The following is a 21424-nucleotide window of genomic DNA, read 5'->3' on the forward strand; positions in this document are numbered from 1 at the left end:
TCTCGGCACCAGCGTGGCACTCGACGATGGCGCGTGCAAGACCACGGGGTACCCGCCTCCGCGCACCGGTCGGAGGCCCCTTCCGGGCCGCGGGGGCATGACGCCCTACACCGGTCCGGGCGGGCTCGGCTTGCGCTCGGGGTCGTCGAGCAGAATGGCCAGATGGCGACCGACGTGCCCGTCCCAGGCCGCGGGGCCGAGGGCCAGCGCCTCCCTGCGCCACTCCCCGACCCGTTCCGCCAGACTGCCCAGCCCCCGGTCCTGCAGGATCTCGCCGATGGCGTCCTTGAACTTCGGGTCCGCGCAGTCGCTGCGGTGCCAGATCATCGCGGGCACCCCGGCCCGCAGCCCGGCCAGGACCTCACGGCGGCCGGTGCCCGAGTCGTCGCCCGGCGGCTGGCTGAGCACCAGGCACACCGCGTGCTGGTCCTCCTTCAGCTCGCGCTCCAGGTGGAAGAAGTACGCCCCGTCCCGCTCCGGACTGCTCCAGTGCGGATGGCTGTCCGCCGGGCGCTCCCGCAGCTGCCGCCACTTGTTGTGCCAGGGCCGGTGCCAGGCGGCACGCTGTAACCGCTCGATGCTGCGCACCACCACCGGATAGTCCAGGACCAGCGGGGTCGGGGACCCGGAACCGGACTCCTTCGACCACCACTCCACCGGCTCGTTGAGCAGCTCCCACGGCAGTATGAACTCGAGGATCACCGGCTGCCGCAGATCGGCCCACTTCTCCTCGGCGTCCTCGATCAGCCGCTCCACCGCGCCCGGGAGCTCCTCCCGGCCCAGATGGGCGGTCTCGCCGCGCACGGGGTGCCAGCCCTCGGAGTCGGACTGACGCCAGTGCGACAGGTAGTAGCGGTCCGCCTCGATCCGGTCCGGCTCGAACTGGATCATGAGATAGGCGGGGACGAGGGACGGCGCGGGATGCGGGAAGTCCGCCTGCCGGCGTTCCGCCAGCACGTTCTCCACCCCCAGGGCCGCGGCCTGGCCGCGGTTGAAGCGGCGCAGCACCTCGGCGGCCTCCGCCTGGCCGTCCTCCACCAGCCGGTCGGCCGACAGCGCGAGGAAGGCCATGCTGGGCGGGAGCTCACCGGCCGGGGAGTTCTCACCCGCCAGCCGCAGGAAGACCTGCCATCCCGTACGGCACCACGCGGGCAGCTCCTGCACCCGGGAGCGGCTGGAGCGGCGCGCCATGACGGCCAGGTCCGAGGAGCCCATCGACAGCAGGGCGGGCCGCAGGTGGCGGAGATCCGCGTTGTTGAAGAAGTCGACGGCCTCCCACTCGTCCACGAGCGGCCACAGTTCCACGACCGTCGCCGACTGCTGCTCCACGTACTCCAGCGACCGCACCAGGCAGGCCAGGCCGTCACCGACGGCGGTGCACGCCTTCACCACCTGCAGCAGCCAGGGCCGCAGCCGGTCCCCGCCGAAGGGTTCCACGGGCGAGGCCAGTTCACCGGCCAGCATCTCCCGCCAGATCTCACGGCTGCCGGCCTGGCTCACCGTCGCCGAGTTCTGCAGTGCGTCCACGATGGAGACGATGAGCTCGTTGCGGACCCGATCCGGACTGCGCCCTTTCACCCCGTTACCTCCACACAGCTGGCGCGGCTCCCTGATGGTGCCCAACAGGGTAAGGCCGCACCACGGGGCATGGCAGTGAAAAGCGCGGGCATGGGCGCTGGATGTCCGTGCCGTACGCTCGCGCGTCCCGGGGCGGACCGGAAACCACCGCACCGTTCGAGGCGTGCGGGGAGCACCGCACGCGGCGAGAGCACCTGCGGATTCATGCCGGCCGCTGCCGCAACGTCCTTGCGCTCGCAGTGTGTTGACGACCCCTCGGACCGGGCCGTGCCCACTCGGGGGATCGGAAGAGGCGACATTGCCCTTCGCCGGAGGACTGCTCCGGGGCGCGGCCGCGAAGAGTGCCAGGCGTGTCGCGCGGCGAGCCGGGGCTCGTGGCCACGGGCGGCTCATGCTCCGGGCAAGGGAGGGGCAAGTGCCTTCTCGGTGAGGACCGTTGCGGGGCTGGGAACCGCGGACGGCGGGTCGCCGCCCAGGACCGCTCGTGGCGATCCGGAGCCGAGACCCGCGTGTCCGTGCGCTGCCCGGGACGTCGTCAGACCGTCGGGGCTATGCCGCTGTTCGGCACCTCGGACAGCGCCCTCTTGATGGTGACCTTCGCGAAGTAGCCGGCGCCGAAGAAGATGCACTGGACGACGTACCAGAACTTCTCGGCACCGGTCATCTCGACCAGCCCGTACTCGCTCAGGGCCTTCTTCACCGGGACCTTCTGGAAGTAGGCGGCGCCGAAGTAGATGCAGCCCAGGACGTACCAGAACTTCTCCCAGGAGGTGTTGGTGCCCTGACCGAGGTACTGCCGTTCTGCCATGACGTGCTCTGCCTTCCGATGACCATGTGGAGCCGGGGGACACGCCGATCCGGGCCCATGCGAGCAGCCTCGGAGCAGCGGTCGGCCATAGGCGCCGACGTCTGCTGGCATGCTCGGGCTCAGGATGGGATGGCGTGGGTGATGCGCACTTGGTCACGGTGTCGGCCGTCATGACGGCCGGCGGCCCCCCCGGACGCGCAAGCCGCAGTGTATAGGCAAGATCCATCGATCTTGCCTCTCTCCCGGGTGAAGTTAGTGCAACTGTTCGGTTTCGAAATCCGTGCGATTCCGGGAAGGCCGACCGATGGTCCACGCCGCCGGTCGACCCAGCCCACTGAGGGGCGCGGACGGCGCGGTACCGCGGGACCGGTGCGCTCACAGATCGTGGCGACGACGAACGGTTGCGCCCACGTGAGCGACGGCGACCGGAGAGAGGCCACGTGGGCCGGTGGTCCGTGGAGCCCCCTGTCGGATTCGAACCGACGACCTTCGCTTTACAAGAGCGGCGCTCTGACCAGCTGAGCTAAGGAGGCCTGCACGCGCGCGTGCGGTGTGCCTGCCGCGTGCGTGCCCGTGCAGTGTACCCACGTCACAGTGGGCCCCTGTCGAAAATTTCCGCGAAGTTCACAGGGCTGCGGGTACTGACAGAGCACGTGAACGGGAGGTACCGTCCAGAATCAGTTCACTCTTGTGGACTACACCACCGCGAAGCTTCGCGGTGGACACCACCTTTACAACGGATCGTCCGGCACGTTCCTGCCGGTGAAGGGGGCCCCTCACCATGGCCACTGTCTCGTTCGACAAGGCGACCCGGATCTACCCGGGTTCCGAGAAGCCCGCCGTCGATGCTCTGGAGATCGACATCGAGGACGGCGAGTTCCTCGTCCTCGTCGGTCCCTCCGGCTGCGGCAAGTCCACCTCGCTCCGCATGCTCGCGGGGCTCGAGGACGTGAACGCCGGCGCCATCCGCATCGGTGACCGCGACGTCACGCACCTGCCGCCCAAGGATCGGGACATCGCCATGGTGTTCCAGAACTACGCGCTGTACCCGCACATGACCGTCGCCGACAACATGGGCTTCGCGCTCAAGATCGCCGGCGTCAACAAGGCCGAGATCCGCCAGAAGGTCGAGGACGCGGCGAAGATCCTCGACCTCACCGAGTACCTCGGCCGCAAGCCGAAGGCCCTCTCCGGCGGTCAGCGCCAGCGCGTCGCGATGGGCCGCGCGATCGTGCGCGAGCCCCAGGTCTTCCTCATGGACGAGCCCCTGTCGAACCTCGACGCCAAGCTCCGTGTCTCCACCCGTACGCAGATCGCCTCGCTGCAGCGCCGCCTCGGCATCACCACGGTGTACGTCACCCACGACCAGGTCGAGGCCATGACCATGGGCGACCGGGTCGCCGTGCTCAAGGACGGTCTGCTCCAGCAGGTCGACTCGCCGCGCAACATGTACGACCGCCCCGCGAACCTGTTCGTCGCCGGATTCATCGGCTCCCCGGCCATGAACCTCGTCGAGGTCCCGATCACGGACGGCGGCGTGAAGTTCGGCAACTCCGTCGTGCCGGTCAACCGTGAGGCCCTGAAGGCCGCCGCGGACAAGGGCGACCGCACCGTCACGGTCGGTGTCCGCCCCGAGCACTTCGACATCGTCGAGCACAACGGCGAAGCCGCCAAGTCCCTCACGAAGGACACCGAGGACGCCCCGGCCGGCCTCGCCGTCTCGGTGAACGTCGTCGAGGAGCTCGGCGCCGACGGTTACGTCTACGGCAGCGCCAAGGTCGACGACACCCTCACCGACCTGGTCGTCCGCGTCAGCGGCCGCGCCGTCCCGGACAAGGGCGCCACGCTGCACGTCGTGCCGCGCCCGGGCGAGACCCACGTGTTCTCGACCTCCACGGGCGAGCGCCTCTCCGACTGAGGCAACCCGGACGGCTCCGACACCCCCGGAGCGGGTGAATTCACCCAAGTTGACGAGGAGGGCCCCGCAGCCTGCTGCGGGGCCCTCCTCGTTGTCGACAAATACCCCGGCAAGCCGGTCATTTCGATACGTGTACGTCAACGCGCTACCCGGAAACCATCACTTCCTCATCCCCCGAACCGGTGACTAAATGTCGCCAAATCATCACCCCGCGCTACCCTCACTCGCGTGAAGCACTCCACCACTAACCAACGGACCCGGCGTGGCCGTGGCCCCGCCCGCCGGATCGGCCGCACCCTCGCCCTCGTTCTGCCTGTCGTCCTGGTGCTCTCCGGGACCCTCGCGGTCACCCGAGTCAACTGGTCGGGGAACTCCTCGGAGTCGGTGCTCACCGCCTCCTCCTCGGACGTCTCCTCGCGCGCCGTCTCCCGCGCTCCGCAGGACGTCCTGCGCGACCGCCTCCTGCTGGAACTCCAGGAGAAGGACCCGGGAACCGCCCTCACCCACCTCCAGGAGGCGGTGAACGGCCGCCCGTCGCTGGCGAAGCACTGCGTCTCCATCGCCCGCGCCCTCGGCCGCGCCGCGGTCCGCGCGTACGGCCCGACGCGCGCCCAGGCGTTCGCCCGCCCGGTCTGCGACACGTCCTTCGCATCGGGGGTCGCGGCCACGCATCTCTGAACCCGCGGGGGCCTCGTCCGACGCCGGAAAGGCCCCTTCCCGCCCGCCAGGTAACGGCTGCTTAAGGGAACGGTTGCCGACAGAAGCCACCAGCGGGGCGCCACGTACAGTTCGGGCATGACCGATCCGAACGCCGCGTCGCGCCCCGTTCAAGCCGTTGTCCTGGCCGGTGGTCAGGGCTCCCGACTGCGCCCCTACACCGACGACCGGCCCAAGCCGATGGTCGAGATCCCCGGCACCGGGACCCCGATCATCGGCCACCAGCTGACCTGGCTCGCCGAAGAGGGCGTGACCGACGTCGTCGTCTCCTGCGGCCACCTCGCCGAAGTCCTCCAGGAGTGGCTGGACGCGGCCCACCTTCCGGTCAACGTCATAACGGTCGTGGAGAAGGAGCCCCTGGGCCGGGGCGGCGGCCTCAAGTACGCCGCCGCGCACCTCCCCTACCCGGACCGGCCCTGGTACGCGACCAACGGCGACATCTGGACCCGTTTCTCGCTGCGCGACATGGCGGACTTCCACACCGAGCGCGACGCCGTCGCCACCCTCGCCCTCGCCCGCCCCCGCATCCCGTGGGGCGCCGTCGAGACGGACGACTTCGGCCGTGTGACGGACTTCATCGAGTCACCGCCGACCACCTACGAGATCAACGCGGGCGTCTACGTCTTCTCCGCCGAGTTCGCCGGCCTGCTCCCCGAGCGCGGCGACCACGAGCGCACCACGTTCCCGCACCTGGCCCGTGAACGCCGCCTGGCAGGCTTCTCCCTCCCGCAGGGCGCCTACTGGCGCGCCATCGACACCGCGAAGGACCTCACGGAGGCCGCCAAGGAGCTCGCCGCACTCGGGCGCTGAACAGCCTCACGGCACACGACGGGGCCCCGCACATCCGATGTGCGGGGCCCCGTCGCCGAACCGTCCGGGGACCTACCCGAGCAGGCCGCCCACCAGCTTGTCGGAGCCGCCGGTCGTCCCGCCGCCGGAGCTCGAACCGCCGGACGTCCCGCCCGTACCGGCACCCGTGGAGCCACTGCTGCCGCTCCCACCGCCGCTGCCGCCGGTGGACGTCGGACCCGCGCTCGTGCTGGGGGCCTGATGCACCGGCGCGGAGTGCTGCGGCGGTGCCTGACCGCCGCCCTGCGTCCGGCTGGGGCCGCTGCTGACCGTGCCGCCCGTCTCGCGGGTCGCGCCCGGCGTGGCGGCCGGGCCCGACGGCGACGAGGAACCGCCGTGGGTGGGCACCTTGGCGGAGGCCGACGGGGAGCTGGTCCTGCGCTGCGGAGTGCCGGGCTCCTGGGGAAGCGGGGAGCCGGGCAGTTCGTTGCGAGGAGCCTCGCCCGGTCCCGGCACGACCACCCGGTCGGCGTCACGCACGGCGCCGCCCAGCAGCGAGCCGACCAGCAGCGTGAGCCCGATGACGACGGCCGACACCAGCGCGCCGCGGCGCAGCACACGCGCCCGCAGATCCCAGATCTCGGCCCGCGGCCCGAGGGTGCGCCAGGCCTCGGCCGCCAGCCGTCCGTCCACCGAATAGACGGGGGCGCCCGCGATGATCAGCGGGGACCAGGCGGCGAGGTAGATGATGTCCGGCGCGTCGTACGCGGGGACGGTCTTCCAGCTGACGGTGACGATGAGCGCGGCCGACAGCATCGCGCCGACCACCGCGGCGACCCGCTGCCACAGGCCGAGCACCGTGAGCACGCCCACGATGACCTGGAAGAAGGCGATGACGAGCCCGGAGCCGACCGGGTGCTGGAGCGCGAACTGCCGCAGCGGCTCGGCGACTTCCCAGGGGTGCAGCGTGTTCAGCCACTTCACCATGGAGCCGCGCTTGCCGCCGTCGAAGTAGACGGGATCGCACAGCTTGCCCATGCCGGCGTAGATGGAGATGAACCCGAGGAAGACGCGGAGCGGAAGCAGCACCACGCCGAGGTTCATCCTGCGGCCGGGGTAGTACCCCTGCCGCACCGAGTCCGTGGCCTGTCGCCTGACCGGCGGTTCGGCCGCCTCGTCCTCGTAGCCGTAGGCGTAGGCGTCGTCACCCTCGTCGTGCGCGAACTCCCCGCCCCCGTAGCGCGGTTCGTCGTACGCGCTGTCGACGCTGCGCATGTTCGGCAGCAGCCGGCCCTCGCCGGCGGGGGAGGTTCCCGCGGTCCGGCCCGAGTCGAACCCGGACGAGGAGCTGGTGCGCTGGCTGCCGACGAGCGGCGTCTCGACCGTCTCCACGGTCATGTCGCCCTCGTAGCCGTGGTGTTCGTCGTACCGCGGAATGACCTGGGTCGCGCCGGCGTCGCCCACCGGGGCTGCCCCGCCGTGACCGACGCTCGTGCTCCGCACGGCCTGCAGCAGACGGTGCGCGCCGGTGTCGTCGGGCGCGGACTTCCCGCTCCAGACGACGGGCGCGCGGCGACGGGTGCCGGCTGCGCCCTGGCCGGCCGCGCCCGCTCTGCCCGCCGTACCGCCGGCGGACATCCGCGCGGAGGCGCCGCCGGCGCTCAAGTGCCGTGCGACGCGCGAGGATTGGGGCCGCGACGCAGCGCCCAGCTGCACGCGGAAGCTCGCATGATTGACGATGACCTGCGCCGGATCGCTCGGCACCTTCACCATGCTCAGCGCGGGAGCGTCGTCGAATCCCGACGAGCGGTCCCCCGTGGGTGTGCGGGGTGTTCTGGTGTCCACACTCATCTAACCGAGTGACGTGTGTTTAGGACACTGCTTTGACCTCGCCGATCTGTCCGGACCGCGTCAAGGCCGTCCGGACCGCCCCGATCACCCCACGGGGGTGACAGCACGCACGCCTGTTCAGGCGCGTCGCCGAGCCGCCTCGTACAGCACAACTCCCGCCGCCACACCGGCGTTCAGCGACTCCGCGCCGCCCGGCATCGGAATCCGCACCCGGAAGTCGCAGGTCTCCCCGACGAGCCGGGACAGCCCCTTGCCCTCACTGCCGACGACGATGACGACGGGACCGCCGAGGGCCTCCAGGTCACCGACCTCGACCTCGCCGTCCGCGGCGAGCCCGACGACGACCAGCCCGGCCTTCTTGTACGACTCCAGGGCCCGCGTCAGGTTGGCGGCGCGGGCGACGGGCGTACGGGCGGCGGCGCCGGCCGAGGTCTTCCAGGCACCGGCGGTCATCCCGGCCGCGCGCCGCTCGGGCACGACGACACCGTGGCCGCCGAAAGCGGAGGTGGAGCGGACGACGGCGCCCAGGTTCCGCGGGTCCGTCACACCGTCGAGGGCGACGATCAGCGGGTCCTGGCCCTCGTCGTACGCGGCGGCGGCGAGGTCCTCGGGGTGCGCGTACTCGTACGGCGGGACCTGCAGGACGAGACCCTGGTGGTTGAGCCCGTTGGTCATGCGGTCCAGCTCGGGACGCGGAGCCTCCATGAGGTGGATGCCGCCGCGCTCGCCCGCCAGCTGGAGGGCCTCCCGCACCCGCTCGTCGTTGTCGATGAACTGCTGCACGTACAGCATCGTCGCCGGTACGCCCTCGCGCAGCGCCTCGACCACGGGGTTGCGCCCGACGACCATCTCGGACGTGCCCTTGCCGCCACGCCCACGCGGCGCGGGACGGCGGGCGGTCTGCTTCGCCTTCACGTTGGCGATGCGGTTCTTCTTGTGTCCCTTGCGCATCTCGGCGGGCGGGGTCGGGCCCTTGCCCTCCAGGCCCCGGCGTCGCTGGCCGCCACTGCCGACCTGCGCGCCCTTCTTGCCGGACATGCGGCGGTTGTTAGCGGCCATGACCTACCTGTTCTGTGTGAGGTGTGCAGACGCTTCGCGTGCACGTTCGTCTATGCAGTGTGCCGCCCGGAGAGCCGGGCGGCACACTCGATCAAGGAACACTCAGCGCGGGCCGAGTGTCCACCGGGGTCCCTGCGGGCCGTCCTCGATGACGAGACCCGACTGGTTGAGCTGGTCGCGGATGGCGTCCGCGGTGGCCCAGTCCTTGCGGCCCCGCGCCGCCTCGCGCTGCTGGAGCACCAGGCGTACGAGGGTGTCGACGACCCCGTGCAGGTCCTCGCCGCGGTCGCCCTCGCCGGCCCACGCCGGGTCCAGCGGGTCGAGACCGAGGACCCCGAGCATGGCCCGGACCTCGGCGAGCCGTGCCACGGCGGCTTCCTTGTCGTCGGCGGCCAGGGCGGAATTGCCCTGCCGCACGGTGGTGTGCACGACGGCGAGCGCCTGCGGCACGCCCAGATCGTCGTCCATGGCCTCGGCGAACGCGGGCGGCACCTCGGCGACGGGCTCGACGACGCCCCCCGCCATCTCCGTCACCCGCTGCGCGAAGCCCTCGATCCGCGCGAACGCCGACTCGGCCTCACGCAGCGCCTCTTCGCTGTACTCGATCATCGAGCGGTAGTGCGGGGTGCCGAGGTAGTAGCGCAGCACGATGGGGCGCCACTGCTTGACCATCTCGCTCACCAGCACGGAGTTGCCCAGGGACTTGGACATCTTCTCGCCGCTCATGGTGACCCACGCGTTGTGCACCCAGTACTTCGCGAACTCGTCCCCGAAGGCCTTGGCCTGCGCGATCTCGTTCTCGTGGTGCGGGAAGATCAGATCCAGCCCGCCGCCGTGGATGTCGAACGCGCTGCCCAGGTACTTGTGCGCCATCGCACTGCACTCCAGGTGCCAGCCGGGCCTGCCGCGCCCCCACGGCGTCTCCCAGGTGGGCTCACCGGGCTTGGCGGCCTTCCACATGGCGAAGTCGCGCGGGTCCCGCTTGCCGGTCTCGCCGACGCCGGACGGCTGCTGGAGGTTGTCCAGCTCCTGGTTGGACAGCTGGAGATAGCCCGGGAAGGACCGCACGTCGAAGTAGACGTTGCCGTCGGCCTCGTACGCGTGACCGCGCTCGATGAGGCCGCGCATCATCTCGACCATCTCGGTCACGTGCCCGGTCGCCCGCGGCTCGTAGCTGGGCGGAAGGCAGCCCAGCACGTCGTAGCCGTCGTTGAAGGCGCGTTCGTTCTCGTACCCGATCGACCACCAAGGGCGGCCCTGTTCGGCCGACTTGGTGATGATCTTGTCGTCGATGTCGGTCACGTTCCGGATGAACGTGACGTCGTACCCGCGGTACTCGAACCAGCGGCGCATGATGTCGAAGTTGAGACCCGAGCGGATGTGCCCGATGTGCGGGGCGGCCTGCACGGTGGCGCCACAGAGGTAGATCGAGACACAACCCGGCTTGAGCGGGGAGAAGTCACGGATCTGCCGGGCGCTGGTGTCGTACAGGCGAATGGTCACGCCTCCAGGGTAGTGGGCCCTGGGTAGTGCCCCGCGACCCTTCCCGCGCAAGGGGCACGTATTCGTGACATACGACCCTCACGGGCGACACCTGCGTCCCGGGTCCTCTTCGATCCCGGCCCGCTCCTGGGGGCTGCCGCCCCCGGACCCCCGCTTCGGCCTGGACGGCCTCGTCCTCAATCGCCGGACGGGCTGAAAGACATACGCCCGCGCCGGCGCCGTCAGCACACGCCCGGAACCTTCCAGCCCAGGCCGGCATCCTCAGCCCGTCCGGCGTTGGAGGACGAGCCCTTCGGGCGAAGCGGGGGTCCAGGGGGCGGCAGCCCCCTGGACGGGGCACGCGCCTCAGACCGCGCGGGCCACCAGAGCCGTCGCCACCGCCATCAAACCCTCGTCCCGGCCCGGAAACCCCAGCCCGTCCGTGGTGGCCCCGGACACCGACACCGGCGCCCCCACCGCCTCGGACAGCACCTTCTGCGCCTCGTCCCGCCGCTTCCCGATCTTCGGCCGGGGCCCGACGACCTGGACGGCGACGTTGCCGATGACGAAACCGGCCGCCCGCACGATCCGCGCGGCCTCCGTCAGCAGGGTCACCCCGGACGCACCGGACCACTCGCGCCGCCCGGTGCCGAAGTGCGCGCCGAGGTCGCCCAGGCCGGCCGCGGAGAAGAGGGCGTTGCAGGCGGCGTGCGCGACGACGTCCGCGTCGGAGTGCCCGGCCAGCCCGGTCCCCTCCCCCTCCCACAACAGCCCGGCGCACCACAGCTCCCGGCCGTCCTCGAAGGCGTGGATGTCGGTACCGACACCGACCTGCGGCAGCGACGGCACACCGGGGGCCGACGACGTCCCGGCGGGAGCCGTCCCGGAGACCTCAGAACCCATCGTTCGCCCTCCTGCGCGCGAGGACCGCCTCCGCGAGGACGAGGTCCAGGGGCCGCGTCACCTTGAACGCCTCCTCGTGGCCCGGCACCACCACGACGCGCTCCCCGAGCCGCTCGACCATGCTCGCGTCGTCGGTCACGTCGTCGGTCACGGTGTCGTGGGCCCGTACGAGCGTGGCCCGGTCGAAGCCCTGCGGGGTCTGCACGGCCCGCAGCCGCGCCCGCTCGGGCGTGCCGACGACGGGCTCCGGCGTCCCCGGCACGCTCGCCGGCTCGACCTGCTTGACGGTGTCCGCGAGCGGCAGCGCCGGTACGACGGCGGGCGCGCCGTCCCGTACCGCCTCGATGACGGCGTCCACCGTGTCCACCGGCACCAGCGGCCGGGCCGCGTCGTGCACGAGGACGATGTCGATCCCGGGGGGCAGCGCGTCGAGGCCGTACTTCACGGACTCCTGGCGGCTGTCCCCGCCGGGGACGACCAGGAAGTCGGTGCGCTCGGGCAGCGCGTGCGCGTCGAGCAGGGTCTTGACCTCGGCCGTACCGTCGGGCGGCGCCACGACGACGACCAGCGAGACGGCGCGGGAGGCGGCCATGGCCCGCACCGCGTGGATGAGCATGGGCGTGCCGTTCAGCGCCCGGAGCGCCTTGGGGGCGCCCGGACCGAGGCGCACGCCCCGGCCGGCGGCCGGAATCACGGCCGCGACGGGGGTCCCGGACGGCGAAGGGCGCGAATCGTCAGACATCGGTTCCTGTCAGGTTTGTGTACTCGGCCTGCTTGGGTATGGCCCTGGCGTGCCTCCCGCTCGCGGAGCGTGGGGGAGTGCCCGGCGCGACGTCCTGACCGGACCCTTCCGTGACATCCGGTCGAGTCGGCCGCCCGGGCCCGGCACATCAAGTATCGGGGCATCGAGTCTCGGGGTGGGGAGACCGGGGAGACCCGGGTTCCCGAAGAGATGCGGGTACGAACATGCCGCAGCGCCCGGCGACAGCAATTCCCATTGCGTCATCGGGCACCGCGGCATTTCATTGCACAGCTGCGCGGCCTTGTGCTTACGTCAGAACGACTACCGTCCGAACGACAGAAGAACCAGCCCACCGTCCGAACGACCACCGTCTAGGCGCTGTATGCGTCAGGACGCGAGAACCTCGTCGAGCAGAGCCTCGGCCTTGTCCTCGTTCGTGTTCTCCGCGAGGGCGAGTTCGCTCACCAGGATCTGCCGGGCCTTGGCAAGCATCCGCTTCTCACCGGCGGAGAGTCCGCGCTCGCGCTCACGACGCCACAGGTCACGTACGACTTCCGCGACCTTGATGACATCGCCGGAGGCGAGCTTCTCCAGATTTGCCTTGTAACGACGCGACCAGTTCGTGGGCTCCTCGGCGTACGGCGCGCGCAGCACCTCGAAGACCCGGTCCAGCCCGTCCTGACCGACCACATCACGCACGCCGACGAACTCCGCATTGTCCGCTGGCACACGTACCGTCAGGTCGCCCTGGGCGACCTTCAGCACCAAGTAGGTCTTGTCCACGCCTTTGATCTGGCGAGTTTCGATGGCCTCGATCAGCGCGGCCCCGTGATGGGGATAGACCACGGTGTCGCCAACCTTGAACGTCATGTGACAGGTACCCCTTCCGTGGCTATCCAGGGTAACACGGAAACTGCGTCTTCTGAATGGCGTTTTCGCAGGTCAGGGCATATCTCGGGGCTTGACAACCGCGACAGGAACGTGCTGCGAGGGGCGAGCGGAAGAGGGTATTCGCAGGTGGGAGCGGCTGTCCAGGGCAAGCGAAACGCGTACGGTACACACACCTGTAGTCCCTGACCAGGGTCTGAACATCCCGTTTTGTCCTGCTCCAGGAGCTCGACTTCCGCTACTCCGTTCGGTTCCCGGAGTCGGGTACGAGACGAATCCGGAATTGATCACGCCCGTCACCGAACTGTCGATGATCAATTTTCCGGTCCGCCACGGATTCCCTACCGGAAAAGCCCAAGCGGATCTCCTGGCTACTTATGTGAATGGCAGACGAGCCGGTGCCCAAAGGAGCCGACGAGGCGGCACCGGACGGCGCACGGGACGGCGTGCGCGGACGGCGCGACGGGGCTCGAGGGGGCGAAGGGGCGGGTCGGGTGCGGTGGCGCGGGAACGGCTCGGTAACCTAAGGCCGCTGACAGACCCTTAGGGCGGCTTTACACAGAAGTCGCCCTGCTTCGCCCACGTTCAAGGAGTTGCCGCCGCCGTGAGCAGCAGCCTTCGACGCGGCGCCCTCGCCGCCGCCGCCATTGCGTTCTCGATCGCCTCGCTCGCCGCGTGCGCTGCCGGCAACGACGCACAGACGCTGGAGGTCAAGCCGGACAACGCGGCGACCAGCGTCGGCGACATCAAGATCCAGAACGCCCTCGTCATCACCCAGCCCGACACGACGTCCACGGGCCCGGCGGTGATCTCCGCGACCCTGTTCAACAACGGCCGCACCGCACAGACCCTGGACTCGGTCAGCGTCGCCGGTGACGGCACCGCCCAGATCACGCCCGCCGCGGGCAAGGGCAAGCTGACCATCCCGGCCGGCGGTTCCGTCGTCCTCGGCGGCAAGGGCAACGCCTCCGCGGCCCTCTCCTCCCCCGGGACCGCCGTCAAGGACGGCAACGCGCAGAAGGTCACCTTCACCTTCAGCAGGACCGGTGCCGTGAGCCTGCGCGCGTTCGTCGTCCCCGCCGAGAGCTACTTCAGCAAGTGGGGTCCGAGCAACATCCCGGCGGCGCCCGGCGCGACGGCGACCGGCTCCGCGACCGCTTCGCCGGATGCGTCCACCTCGCCGTCCGAGTCCGTCTCGGGCGCGCCGTCGGACTCGGCGTCGTCCGGCGGGACCGACACGGGGACGGCCACCGCGACGGAGTCCGCTTCCGGCCAGTGACCGGCGTCCCGGCGTACACCGCCGGGACCGTCACCGTACGAGCCCGTAAGACGCCGAAGGGCGGTACCCCTCGCGAGGGGTACCGCCCTTCGGCGTCGTCGTGCCGCCACGCGCGCGGCGGCCGCTTGAGAGCCGGCCCACGGAGCGCCGGACCTCCGGGCGCCCGTTCGCCGGCGGGCCGGTCTACGGCTCGAACTTGTAGCCGAGCCCGCGTACCGTCACCAGGTACCTCGGCGCGCCCGGGTCCGGCTCGATCTTCGCGCGCAGGCGCTTGACGTGGACGTCGAGGGTCTTGGTGTCGCCCACGTAGTCGGCGCCCCACACCCGGTCGATGAGCTGCATACGGGTCAGCACGCGGCCCGCGTTGCGCAGCAGCATCTCCAGCAGGTCGAACTCCTTCAGCGGGAGGTCGACCTTGGAGCCGGAGACGGTGACCACGTGGCGGTCGACGTCCATCCGGACCGGACCGGCCTCCAGGGCGGCCGGGGTGACCTCCTCCGGCTCGCCGCGGCGGCGCAGGACGGCCCGGATGCGGGCGACCAGCTCGCGGGAGGAGAAGGGCTTGGTGACGTAGTCGTCGGCTCCTATTTCCAGCCCGACAACCTTGTCGATCTCGCTGTCCTTGGCGGTGACCATGATCACCGGAACGTTGGAGCGGCCGCGCAGCTGACGGCACACCTCCGTGCCGGGCAGCCCCGGCAGCATCAGGTCGAGGAGGACGAGGTCGGCGCCGTTGCGCTCGAACTCGTCGAGTCCGTCGGGCCCGGTGGTCGCGATGGCGACCTCGAAGCCCTCCTTGCGGAGCATGTACGACAGGGCGTCGGAGAAGGACTCCTCGTCCTCGACGACGAGCACTCGGGTCACGGAAGGACCTCCGGGGCAGGAAGCGGTTCATACGGGGATGAGACGGTGGTCGTCCCGTCGGGCTGCTCGGGCTCGTCGTCTTCGTCGAGTCCGGGCATGTGGTGATCGGTCACGCGGTCGCGGGCCGCACCCGCCTCCGGCAGCCGCAGGGTGAACGTGGAGCCCTGACCCTCGGAACTCCACACCGTGACCTCCCCGCCGTGCGAGGCGGCCACGTGCTTGACGATCGCGAGGCCCAGGCCCGTACCGCCGGTCTGGCGGGAACGGGCCGGGTCGACGCGGTAGAAGCGCTCGAACACGCGCTCCCGGTCCTTCTCGGAGATGCCGATGCCCTGATCGGTCACGGCGATCTCGATGAGGTCTCCGCCGGGCGCGGTCACCCGGCGCGCGGCTATGCCCACCCGGGTACGGGCGGGCGAGTAGTTGACGGCGTTCTCGACGAGGTTGCCGAGGGCCGCGGCCAGCTGGCCGCGGTTTCCCCAGATGCTCAGCTCGGCGGTTCCGCCGGCGGCCATGGTGATCTGCTTGGTGCCGGCCTGGTGGCGGCACCGGTCGATGGCCTCGGCGACGAGTTCGCCGACCCGCACGGGCTCGGCGTCCTCCAGCGGGTCGTCGTTCTGCACCCTCGACAGGTCGATGAGCTCCTGCACGAGATTGGTGAGCCGGGTGGCCTCGATCTGCATGCGCCCGGCGAAGCGCTCCACGGCCTCCGGGTCGTCCGAGGCGTCCATCACGGCCTCGGAGAGCAGGGAGAGCGCGCCGACCGGCGTCTTCAGCTCGTGGCTCACGTTGGCGACGAAGTCACGCCGTACGGCCTCGATGCGCCGCGCCTCGGTGAGGTCCTCGACCAGCAGCAGGACGAGCCGGGAGCCGAGCGGCGCGACGCGCGCGGAGACGGCCAGGGCCTCGCCGCGGCCCGTCCCCCTTCTCGGCAGATCCAGTTCGACCTGGCGTATCTCGCCGTCCCGGCGGGTGTCACGCGCCATCTGCAGCATCGGCTCGACGGCGAGCTTGCCGCCGCGGACCAGCCCGAGGGCGTACGCGGCGGAGCTGGCCTTGACGACGGCATCGGCCTCGTCGAGTACGACGGCGGAGGAGCGGAGCACGGAAAGAACCGTGTCGACACCTGGCGGAAGCACCGGGTCCGTGTGAAGAGAGGTGCGGGTGGGGCGTTTCTGGTCGCGCTCGCTCCAGCGGAACGCCAGCATGGCGATGACACCGGTGAGCACTCCGGCGATCGCTGCCGCTGCGGCGACCGCCGCGTTCACGTCCATGCCCCCAGGTTAGGCATGTCGTCGCGCCAGGCCACAGCCATCCGAGTGCGACCTCGAACACTCGTCGCCCAGAGTTCACCCAGGAGCCAGTGGTGGTTCATTTGGGATGCCGGAAACGGACGCGTACGAGCCGGAACGTGGGAGCGTGGGGTTCACGGGGCCCATCCGGCGGTCATTAGATGCCTCCGGGGGCCCGGCCCCCAGGCCCCCAAAGGTGACGTAAGAGAGGGACAACACGATGCGTGACGCGTACCACGAGGAACTGGACTCGATCGGCGAGGGTCTGGTCGAGATGGCCCGGCTCGTCGGGTCGGCGATCGGACGCGCCACGACGGCCATCCTCGACGCCGACCTGAAGCTCGCGGAGAGCGTGATCGCGGCCGACCAGAAGGTCGACGATCTCCAGCACGAGCTGGAGGCCCGCGCGATAGCCCTGCTGGCCCGCCAGCAGCCGGTGGCGACGGACCTGCGCATCGTGGTCACGTCCCTGCGGATGTCGGCGGACCTGGAGCGCGCCGGCGACCTGGCCCAGCACGTCGCGAAGCTGGCCCGGCTGCGCTTCCCCGAGCGCGCGGTCCCGCACGACCTGCACGCCACGATCCTCGAAATGGGCCAGCTCGCCCAGCGCCTGATGGCCAAGGCGGCCGAGGTCGTCATCACCAAGGACGTCGACCTCGCGCTCCAGCTGGAGCAGGACGACGACGACATGGACCTCCTCCACCGCACCCTCTTCCAGCACCTTCTCGACGACCGCTGGAAGCACGGCATCGAGACCGCCGTCGACGTGACCCTGCTCGGCCGCTACTACGAGCGCTTCGCCGACCACGCGGTGTCGGTGGCCAAGCGCGTGGTGTACCTGGTGACGGGCGAGCACGCGGACGAGCTCCAGGCGGACATCCACCCCGTCACGGGGGCGGAAGGCATCTGAGACCGGGGCGGAGTGGCCCGGACCCGGGCGGCAGGGACCGCGAGCGGGCGGGAAAAGGCCTGCTTCCGGGCTCCGGGGGCGCTCGCGAGCCTCAGTGCGCCGTTGATGCGCCCGGTGGAGCGGGCATGGAATAGGCGTAGGCACCCATGCCTCGATGCCTCACTGAGGCCTCATTGAGGGAGGACCCCATGGCCGAATCCCCCGCCACCGACCCGACCCTGGACCGGGACACCGAACAGCCCGCCGACATCAAAAGCCTCCCCCTCTTCGGCGCCTGCGGCTGCGGCTCCGGCTGCGGGTGCGGCTGCCAGTCCGGCAACCCCTGCCAGTGCGGCTGACCGGACCCCCGGGCCCACCAGGGCACGCGGATCCAGAGGGGCCCCGTCACCACGGCGGGGCCCCTCCTCCGTGTACGGACCTCGCGACCGCAGGTAGTGCACCGGGCACCGATCCGTACCGAACGGTAAAATAAGGGGCGAAAGGCACATCTCCGCAGCACATGGGAGACGTTCCATGCGCAAGATTCGTCCACGCAGTGCGGGCGCGACCGCGGCTCTGGCCGCCGTCCTCCTCATCACCGCCCCCACCGCGTCGGCCGCCTGGTCGGCCACCCCGTCAGCCTCCGCCACGGGCCGGAGAATTCACCAGCACACGGAAATCATCCAGCTGGACGCCAGACAGACCCGTTCCGAGAACCTCGATGTGGGCAAGAAGGGGCTCAGTCCGGGAGACGGGATCCTCATCGCCGAGGACCTGTACCGCGACGGCAAGAAGATCGGCGACCACACGGTCGTCTGCACGTACGTCCAGACCAAGCCGGGCGAACTCCAGTGCCTCGGCACCTTCGCCCTCCCCAGGGGACAGATCACCTCGCAGGCCCTGCTGCACCTGCCCGCCGCCGCCTCGGTCGACATCGCCATCACCGGCGGTACGGGCGACTACCGCTCGGCCCGGGGCTTCGTGCACACCGTCCCGGCGGGCACGCACACCGTCCCGGCGGCCGTGACGGAACGACGGCTCACCTTCCACGTTCTCGTGGACGACCAGCAGGAGGACTAGCGACCATGACCGCTGCGCCCGGCGCCCCAGGCCCCCACCGCCCGTACGACCTCGCCGGCCGGACGGTCGTGGTGATCGGCGGCAGCGCGGGCATCGGACTGGAAACCGCCCGCCGGGTCCGCGCGGACGGCGGTCAGGTGATCCTGGTGGGCCGCGACCCCGAGCGGCTGCGGCAGGCGGCGCGCACGGTCGAGCCGCTCGACACGGCGGCGTTCGACGCCGGTGACACCGAGCGGCTGAAGCGGTTCTTCGAGGACCTTCCCGGACCGGTCGACCATGTGATGGTCACCGCCGGCGGCCCCTTCTACATGCCCTTGGCGGACATGGACCCCACCGTCGCCGGCGCCCACATCGGCGAGCGGCTCGCCATGACACTCGGGGTCGGTCTCTACAGCCGCGACAAGGTACGGGCCGGAGGCACCCTGTTGTTCGTCGGCGGCACCGGCGGCCGGCGCCCCGGCATCGGCATGTCCGTCGCCTCCGCCCTCACCGCTGCACTGCCCGCCCTCATCGCCAACCTGGCACTCGAACTGGCGCCGGTCCGGGTGAACCTCATCGCCGCCGGGTTCGTCGACACACCCCTGTCGGCCGCGCTCCTCGATGATCAACTGGAGTCCCGGCGCGAGGAGTTGCGCGCCACACTGCCCATCCGACGGGTCGTCGGTCCGGCCGACGTGGCCGCCCTGGCCGTACACATCATGGGCAATGACGCGCTGACCGGCGGCACGTACGACATCGACGGCGGGCAGCAACTCGTAGCGCACTGACGACATCGGTGGCGTCCTGACGACGCCCCGGTGGTGCACTGACGACGCCCAACCGCCCGCACGTCCGCCCCGTGTGCTCGGCCCGTGTCGGGTCCGGGTGTCGGGTCCGGGTGCTCAGATCAGCCCCGGCCGCCCGGCCAGTTGGGGATACAACGCCGCCGGCCCCTCGGCGAGCGCCGCCTGGACCTGCCTGCTGGCGTCGTCGGCGAGCACCTCGAGCAGGCCGGCCTCGACACCGTCGAGCGCCGCACGGGCCACCGCGACCGGATCGGCCTTCGGAGCCGTCACGCTCGCGGCCATGTCCGTCGCCATGTAACTGACGTGCAGGGCGGTGACCTGCGTGCCCTGTTCCGCGAGAGCCAACCGCAAGGAGTTGGTCACCGACCACTCGGCGGCCTTGGCCGCGGCGTAACCGGCGCTGGCCGGGATCGACAGCCAGGACAGTACGGACAGCACATTGACGATCGCGCCGCCCCCGTTGCGCCCGAGGGCGGGGGCGAAGGCCCTGCACATGGCGAGGGTGCCGAGCACGTGCGTCTCGAACTCGGCGCGGAACAAATCCAGTCCGGCCGTGAGCACGTCGGCCCGGGTCGTCGAACCGGCGTTGTTGACGAGCAGCGTCACGTCCTGGGCCAGGTCGGCCGCCGCGCGCACGGATTCCGGGTCGGTGATGTCCACGGCGACCGGAACCACCCCGGGCACCGTGACCTTCCCGGGGTCGCGCGCTCCCGCGTAGACCTTGGCTGCTCCGGCGGCGACCAGCTCCCGCGCGAAGTGCTCACCGAGCCCGCGGTTCGCTCCGGTGACGAAGGCGATCGACTCCTGGATCTTCATGGGGGCACCTCACGGCATGGATTGCAGGGCCGAGACCGGCGCCGCGACCAGGCACGACGACGCGACGCCAACCCTTCGTCGAACGTATACCGCCCCCAGCGCGGTCACCACCCGAACCGAAGCCGACCCGAACCGAAGCCGAACCCGAACCGAACCCGAACCCGGCCCCGAACCCGAAGGACTCGGGTGAGTAGATGTACTCATGACGCGTGCCGCGACGCGGGGGAGGATCGGGGGTATGACGGTGATCAGAACGACGGGGGCCCGGTTCGGGATGGTGCCGATGGTGGTACCGGCCGTGCTGGCGGTGCTGGCGGTGGGGTGCGGAACGCAGCGGGCCGGGGACGAGGCCGGTGCGGCCGGACCATCAAGGGCGGGGGTGACGCCCAGCGCGGCGGTGACGCCGAGCGCGCCGGTGGACTTCCGGTGCCCCGGCGAGAGTCCGAAGCCGACGCCGACGCGCACCCCGAGCACCTCGGGGCCGGCCACGCCGCCCACCGACCACTACGCCGAGAACCACGGCTTCATGGTGCCCTTTCCGCTGCACGGCCAGGAGCGGTGCGAGGGTCTCGCGGCCATCGCACGGATCAAGGGCGCGCTGGAACCTCTGCGTGAGCGGGGCGACTTCGTGCCGGAGAGCACGCGTGACGCGCTCACCGGCCTCGGCTACCCCGCCTCGAAGGTGCGGACGTACCAGAACGGTTCCACCGAGGTCGGCTTCCTCATCGACACCTACCCGCTGTGCGTCGAGGGCGGGATGAACCGCGTCTCCACCCAGGCGGACGCCTTCGGCGGCTACCCCGACCACTCCGCCTGCGACCGCCCCTCCGGCGGCCACTGACCCCGGCCGCCGCTACGGACGACCGGCGAGCACGGCCTCGGAGCCGGACGAGCAGCGCGGAGGGAGCCTGACCGTACCGGGCCTGTGCGCGAACGTGTCCATCACGAGCCACTCGTCCAGCTGGGGGTCGTAGAGATTCTGCACGCCGAACTGCAGCACCTGCCAGAACGTACCCGGGTCCTTCTGATCGACGTAGATGTCGCCCAGCGCGAGGGGGAACCGCAGGTAATTCCCCGGAGGCCGCTCCGGCAGGACGACACCGACCCGCCAGTGGTTCACGTACCGGTTCGGGCTCCGCTGGAGGATCTCCCGCCCGACGAACCGCGCGCCCCGGAACGCCTGGTTCAACTGGTCGAGGTCGAAACCGGGGATCCGTGAGCACGGATGTTCGGTCAGGCCGGGCCACTTGTAGGTCAGCGTGTAGAGCGTGCCGTGGTGGATCAGGTTGGTGAACCAGATCGGGTACTGCGGGCCGCCCGCGATCATCTGGCTGTCGCCGTCTCTCCCCTCCCAGGTGAACGGGACCGTGATGCCCAGGTCCCGGACGACCCACTTGCCCTTCCCGCGAAAGTCCCGAGGGAGCCGCGGGGGGCGCGGCGTGGGCGAGCCGGGCCGTTTCGCCGCCACGGTCGCGAACGACCGCGCGACCCCGGTCCGCGTTCCGGCGTGGGCCGGCGACAGCATCGTCGAGACGATGGCGATCGCTCCGACCAGTGCCGCCGACGCTGCCGCCCGAAGTGTGCGTGTCCAGCCCATGGTCTCCCTCTACCTCTTCTGTCGCGTCAGGTGCCGTCGTGGCGCGGTTTCGAACTCAGAGACGCCAACTGGTCGTCCTTGCGGAAC

The 21424-nt window shown here is 70.8% G+C and carries 21 protein-coding genes and 1 tRNA gene; 9 read left to right on the forward strand and 13 right to left on the reverse strand.

The annotated features are described in order from the left end of the window. Positions 1-105 precede the first annotated feature (105 nt). The 3 genes from OHB41_RS22235 to OHB41_RS22245 all read right to left on the reverse strand — a co-directional run bounded on the left by OHB41_RS22235 (position 106) and on the right by OHB41_RS22245 (position 2919). Positions 106-1527 (reverse strand): VMAP-C domain-containing protein, encoded by a 1422-nt coding sequence (locus OHB41_RS22235; RefSeq protein WP_266699984.1) that lies wholly within the window; start codon positions 1525-1527, stop codon positions 106-108. A gap of 586 nt (positions 1528-2113) precedes the next feature. Beyond that, entirely contained in the window at positions 2114-2386 is a 273-nt protein-coding gene (locus OHB41_RS22240) for a hypothetical protein (protein WP_266699985.1), read from the reverse strand. Positions 2387-2842: 456 nt separating this feature from the next. Next, a tRNA-Thr gene (locus OHB41_RS22245) sits at positions 2843-2919 on the reverse strand. 248 nt (positions 2920-3167) lie between these two features. On the opposite strand from OHB41_RS22245, the gene OHB41_RS22250 reads away from it, so the two are divergent. The 3 genes from OHB41_RS22250 (at position 3168) to OHB41_RS22260 (ending at position 5831) form a co-directional block, all read left to right on the forward strand. Further along, positions 3168-4304, forward strand: coding sequence for an ABC transporter ATP-binding protein (locus OHB41_RS22250; RefSeq protein WP_266699986.1), 1137 nt, complete (start codon positions 3168-3170; stop codon positions 4302-4304). A 228-nt stretch (positions 4305-4532) separates the two neighbouring features. Further along, entirely contained in the window at positions 4533-4982 is a 450-nt protein-coding gene (locus tag OHB41_RS22255; RefSeq protein WP_266699987.1) for a hypothetical protein, read from the forward strand. Positions 4983-5099: 117 nt separating this feature from the next. After that, the gene (locus OHB41_RS22260; protein ID WP_266699988.1) at positions 5100-5831 is read left to right on the forward strand and encodes a nucleotidyltransferase family protein; all 732 of its coding nucleotides are present in this window, start codon (positions 5100-5102) and stop codon (positions 5829-5831) included. Positions 5832-5903: 72 nt separating this feature from the next. On the opposite strand, the gene OHB41_RS22265 is transcribed toward OHB41_RS22260, so the two are convergent. The 6 genes from OHB41_RS22265 to OHB41_RS22290 all read right to left on the reverse strand — a co-directional run bounded on the left by OHB41_RS22265 (position 5904) and on the right by OHB41_RS22290 (position 12717). Then, entirely contained in the window at positions 5904-7655 is a 1752-nt protein-coding gene (locus OHB41_RS22265; protein ID WP_266706055.1) for a DoxX family protein, read from the reverse strand. Between the two features lie 123 nt (positions 7656-7778). Further along, positions 7779-8720 carry a 23S rRNA (guanosine(2251)-2'-O)-methyltransferase RlmB gene (gene rlmB / locus OHB41_RS22270; protein WP_266699989.1) on the reverse strand — a complete coding sequence of 314 codons (942 nt, stop codon included), beginning with the start codon at positions 8718-8720 and terminating at the stop codon, positions 7779-7781. Between the two features lie 102 nt (positions 8721-8822). Then, positions 8823-10223 carry a cysteine--tRNA ligase gene (gene cysS, locus OHB41_RS22275; protein WP_266699990.1) on the reverse strand — a complete coding sequence of 467 codons (1401 nt, stop codon included), beginning with the start codon at positions 10221-10223 and terminating at the stop codon, positions 8823-8825. Positions 10224-10568: 345 nt separating this feature from the next. Continuing rightward, positions 10569-11105 carry a 2-C-methyl-D-erythritol 2,4-cyclodiphosphate synthase gene (gene ispF / locus OHB41_RS22280; RefSeq protein WP_266699991.1) on the reverse strand — a complete coding sequence of 179 codons (537 nt, stop codon included), beginning with the start codon at positions 11103-11105 and terminating at the stop codon, positions 10569-10571. Further along, positions 11095-11847, reverse strand: coding sequence for a 2-C-methyl-D-erythritol 4-phosphate cytidylyltransferase (gene ispD, locus OHB41_RS22285; protein WP_266699992.1), 753 nt, complete (start codon positions 11845-11847; stop codon positions 11095-11097). Before ispD ends, ispF begins: the two co-directional genes overlap by 11 nt. A 387-nt stretch (positions 11848-12234) precedes the next feature. Continuing rightward, positions 12235-12717 (reverse strand): CarD family transcriptional regulator, encoded by a 483-nt coding sequence (locus OHB41_RS22290; RefSeq protein WP_003953493.1) that lies wholly within the window; start codon positions 12715-12717, stop codon positions 12235-12237. Positions 12718-13339: 622 nt separating this feature from the next. Between OHB41_RS22290 and OHB41_RS22295 the strand changes: the two genes are divergently transcribed. Beyond that, complete coding sequence (locus OHB41_RS22295; RefSeq protein WP_266699993.1) at positions 13340-14014, forward strand: copper chaperone PCu(A)C domain-containing protein; 675 nt, start codon at positions 13340-13342, stop codon at positions 14012-14014. A gap of 183 nt (positions 14015-14197) precedes the next feature. On the opposite strand, the gene phoP is transcribed toward OHB41_RS22295, so the two are convergent. Together phoP and phoR are read right to left on the reverse strand one after the other, a co-directional pair. Continuing rightward, positions 14198-14869, reverse strand: a complete 672-nt coding sequence (phoP, locus tag OHB41_RS22300; RefSeq protein ID WP_010985401.1) for a two-component system response regulator PhoP — start codon at positions 14867-14869, stop codon at positions 14198-14200. Positions 14870-14874: 5 nt separating this feature from the next. Beyond that, positions 14875-16152 carry a two-component system sensor histidine kinase PhoR gene (gene phoR, locus OHB41_RS22305; RefSeq protein ID WP_266699994.1) on the reverse strand — a complete coding sequence of 426 codons (1278 nt, stop codon included), beginning with the start codon at positions 16150-16152 and terminating at the stop codon, positions 14875-14877. 238 nt (positions 16153-16390) lie between these two features. On the opposite strand from phoR, the gene phoU reads away from it, so the two are divergent. The 4 genes from phoU (at position 16391) to OHB41_RS22325 (ending at position 18906) form a co-directional block, all read left to right on the forward strand. Beyond that, entirely contained in the window at positions 16391-17080 is a 690-nt protein-coding gene (phoU, locus tag OHB41_RS22310; RefSeq protein ID WP_266699995.1) for a phosphate signaling complex protein PhoU, read from the forward strand. Between the two features lie 188 nt (positions 17081-17268). Next, entirely contained in the window at positions 17269-17418 is a 150-nt protein-coding gene (locus OHB41_RS22315) for a hypothetical protein (protein ID WP_266699996.1), read from the forward strand. 175 nt (positions 17419-17593) lie between these two features. Further along, a complete protein-coding gene (locus tag OHB41_RS22320) occupies positions 17594-18139 on the forward strand; it encodes an allene oxide cyclase barrel-like domain-containing protein (protein WP_266699997.1) in 546 nt (181 codons plus the stop codon). A gap of 5 nt (positions 18140-18144) precedes the next feature. Beyond that, on the forward strand, positions 18145-18906 hold the full coding sequence (locus OHB41_RS22325; protein ID WP_266699998.1) for an SDR family oxidoreductase: 762 nt from the start codon (positions 18145-18147) through the stop codon (positions 18904-18906). A 114-nt stretch (positions 18907-19020) separates the two neighbouring features. On the opposite strand, the gene OHB41_RS22330 is transcribed toward OHB41_RS22325, so the two are convergent. Further along, entirely contained in the window at positions 19021-19740 is a 720-nt protein-coding gene (locus tag OHB41_RS22330; RefSeq protein WP_266699999.1) for an SDR family oxidoreductase, read from the reverse strand. Between the two features lie 238 nt (positions 19741-19978). Here OHB41_RS22330 and OHB41_RS22335 point away from each other — a divergent pair, with 238 nt between their 5' ends. Continuing rightward, positions 19979-20581 carry a hypothetical protein gene (locus tag OHB41_RS22335; RefSeq protein ID WP_266700000.1) on the forward strand — a complete coding sequence of 201 codons (603 nt, stop codon included), beginning with the start codon at positions 19979-19981 and terminating at the stop codon, positions 20579-20581. A 12-nt stretch (positions 20582-20593) separates the two neighbouring features. On the opposite strand, the gene OHB41_RS22340 is transcribed toward OHB41_RS22335, so the two are convergent. Next, positions 20594-21337: a hypothetical protein gene (locus OHB41_RS22340; protein ID WP_266700001.1), complete on the reverse strand. Its 744-nt coding sequence runs from the start codon at positions 21335-21337 to the stop codon at positions 20594-20596. Between the last annotated feature and the right edge of the window lie 87 nt (positions 21338-21424).

Origin of the sequence: Streptomyces sp. NBC_01571, from assembly GCF_026339875.1 — a bacterium.
Taxonomy (GTDB): Bacteria; Actinomycetota; Actinomycetes; order Streptomycetales; family Streptomycetaceae; genus Streptomyces.

Coding starts and splice junctions, on each gene's coding strand:
- OHB41_RS22240 (WP_266699985.1), bottom strand. CDS start 2,386: ATGGCAGAACGGCAGTACCTCGGTCAGGGCACCAACACCTCCTGGGAG.
- OHB41_RS22250 (WP_266699986.1), top strand. CDS start 3,168: ATGGCCACTGTCTCGTTCGACAAGGCGACCCGGATCTACCCGGGTTCC.
- OHB41_RS22260 (WP_266699988.1), top strand. CDS start 5,100: ATGACCGATCCGAACGCCGCGTCGCGCCCCGTTCAAGCCGTTGTCCTG.
- rlmB (WP_266699989.1), bottom strand. CDS start 8,720: ATGGCCGCTAACAACCGCCGCATGTCCGGCAAGAAGGGCGCGCAGGTC.
- ispF (WP_266699991.1), bottom strand. CDS start 11,105: ATGGGTTCTGAGGTCTCCGGGACGGCTCCCGCCGGGACGTCGTCGGCC.
- ispD (WP_266699992.1), bottom strand. CDS start 11,847: ATGTCTGACGATTCGCGCCCTTCGCCGTCCGGGACCCCCGTCGCGGCC.
- OHB41_RS22290 (WP_003953493.1), bottom strand. CDS start 12,717: ATGACGTTCAAGGTTGGCGACACCGTGGTCTATCCCCATCACGGGGCC.
- phoR (WP_266699994.1), bottom strand. CDS start 16,152: ATGGACGTGAACGCGGCGGTCGCCGCAGCGGCAGCGATCGCCGGAGTG.
- phoU (WP_266699995.1), top strand. CDS start 16,391: ATGCGTGACGCGTACCACGAGGAACTGGACTCGATCGGCGAGGGTCTG.
- OHB41_RS22315 (WP_266699996.1), top strand. CDS start 17,269: ATGGCCGAATCCCCCGCCACCGACCCGACCCTGGACCGGGACACCGAA.
- OHB41_RS22320 (WP_266699997.1), top strand. CDS start 17,594: ATGCGCAAGATTCGTCCACGCAGTGCGGGCGCGACCGCGGCTCTGGCC.
- OHB41_RS22325 (WP_266699998.1), top strand. CDS start 18,145: ATGACCGCTGCGCCCGGCGCCCCAGGCCCCCACCGCCCGTACGACCTC.
- OHB41_RS22330 (WP_266699999.1), bottom strand. CDS start 19,740: ATGAAGATCCAGGAGTCGATCGCCTTCGTCACCGGAGCGAACCGCGGG.
- OHB41_RS22335 (WP_266700000.1), top strand. CDS start 19,979: ATGACGGTGATCAGAACGACGGGGGCCCGGTTCGGGATGGTGCCGATG.
- OHB41_RS22340 (WP_266700001.1), bottom strand. CDS start 21,337: ATGGGCTGGACACGCACACTTCGGGCGGCAGCGTCGGCGGCACTGGTC.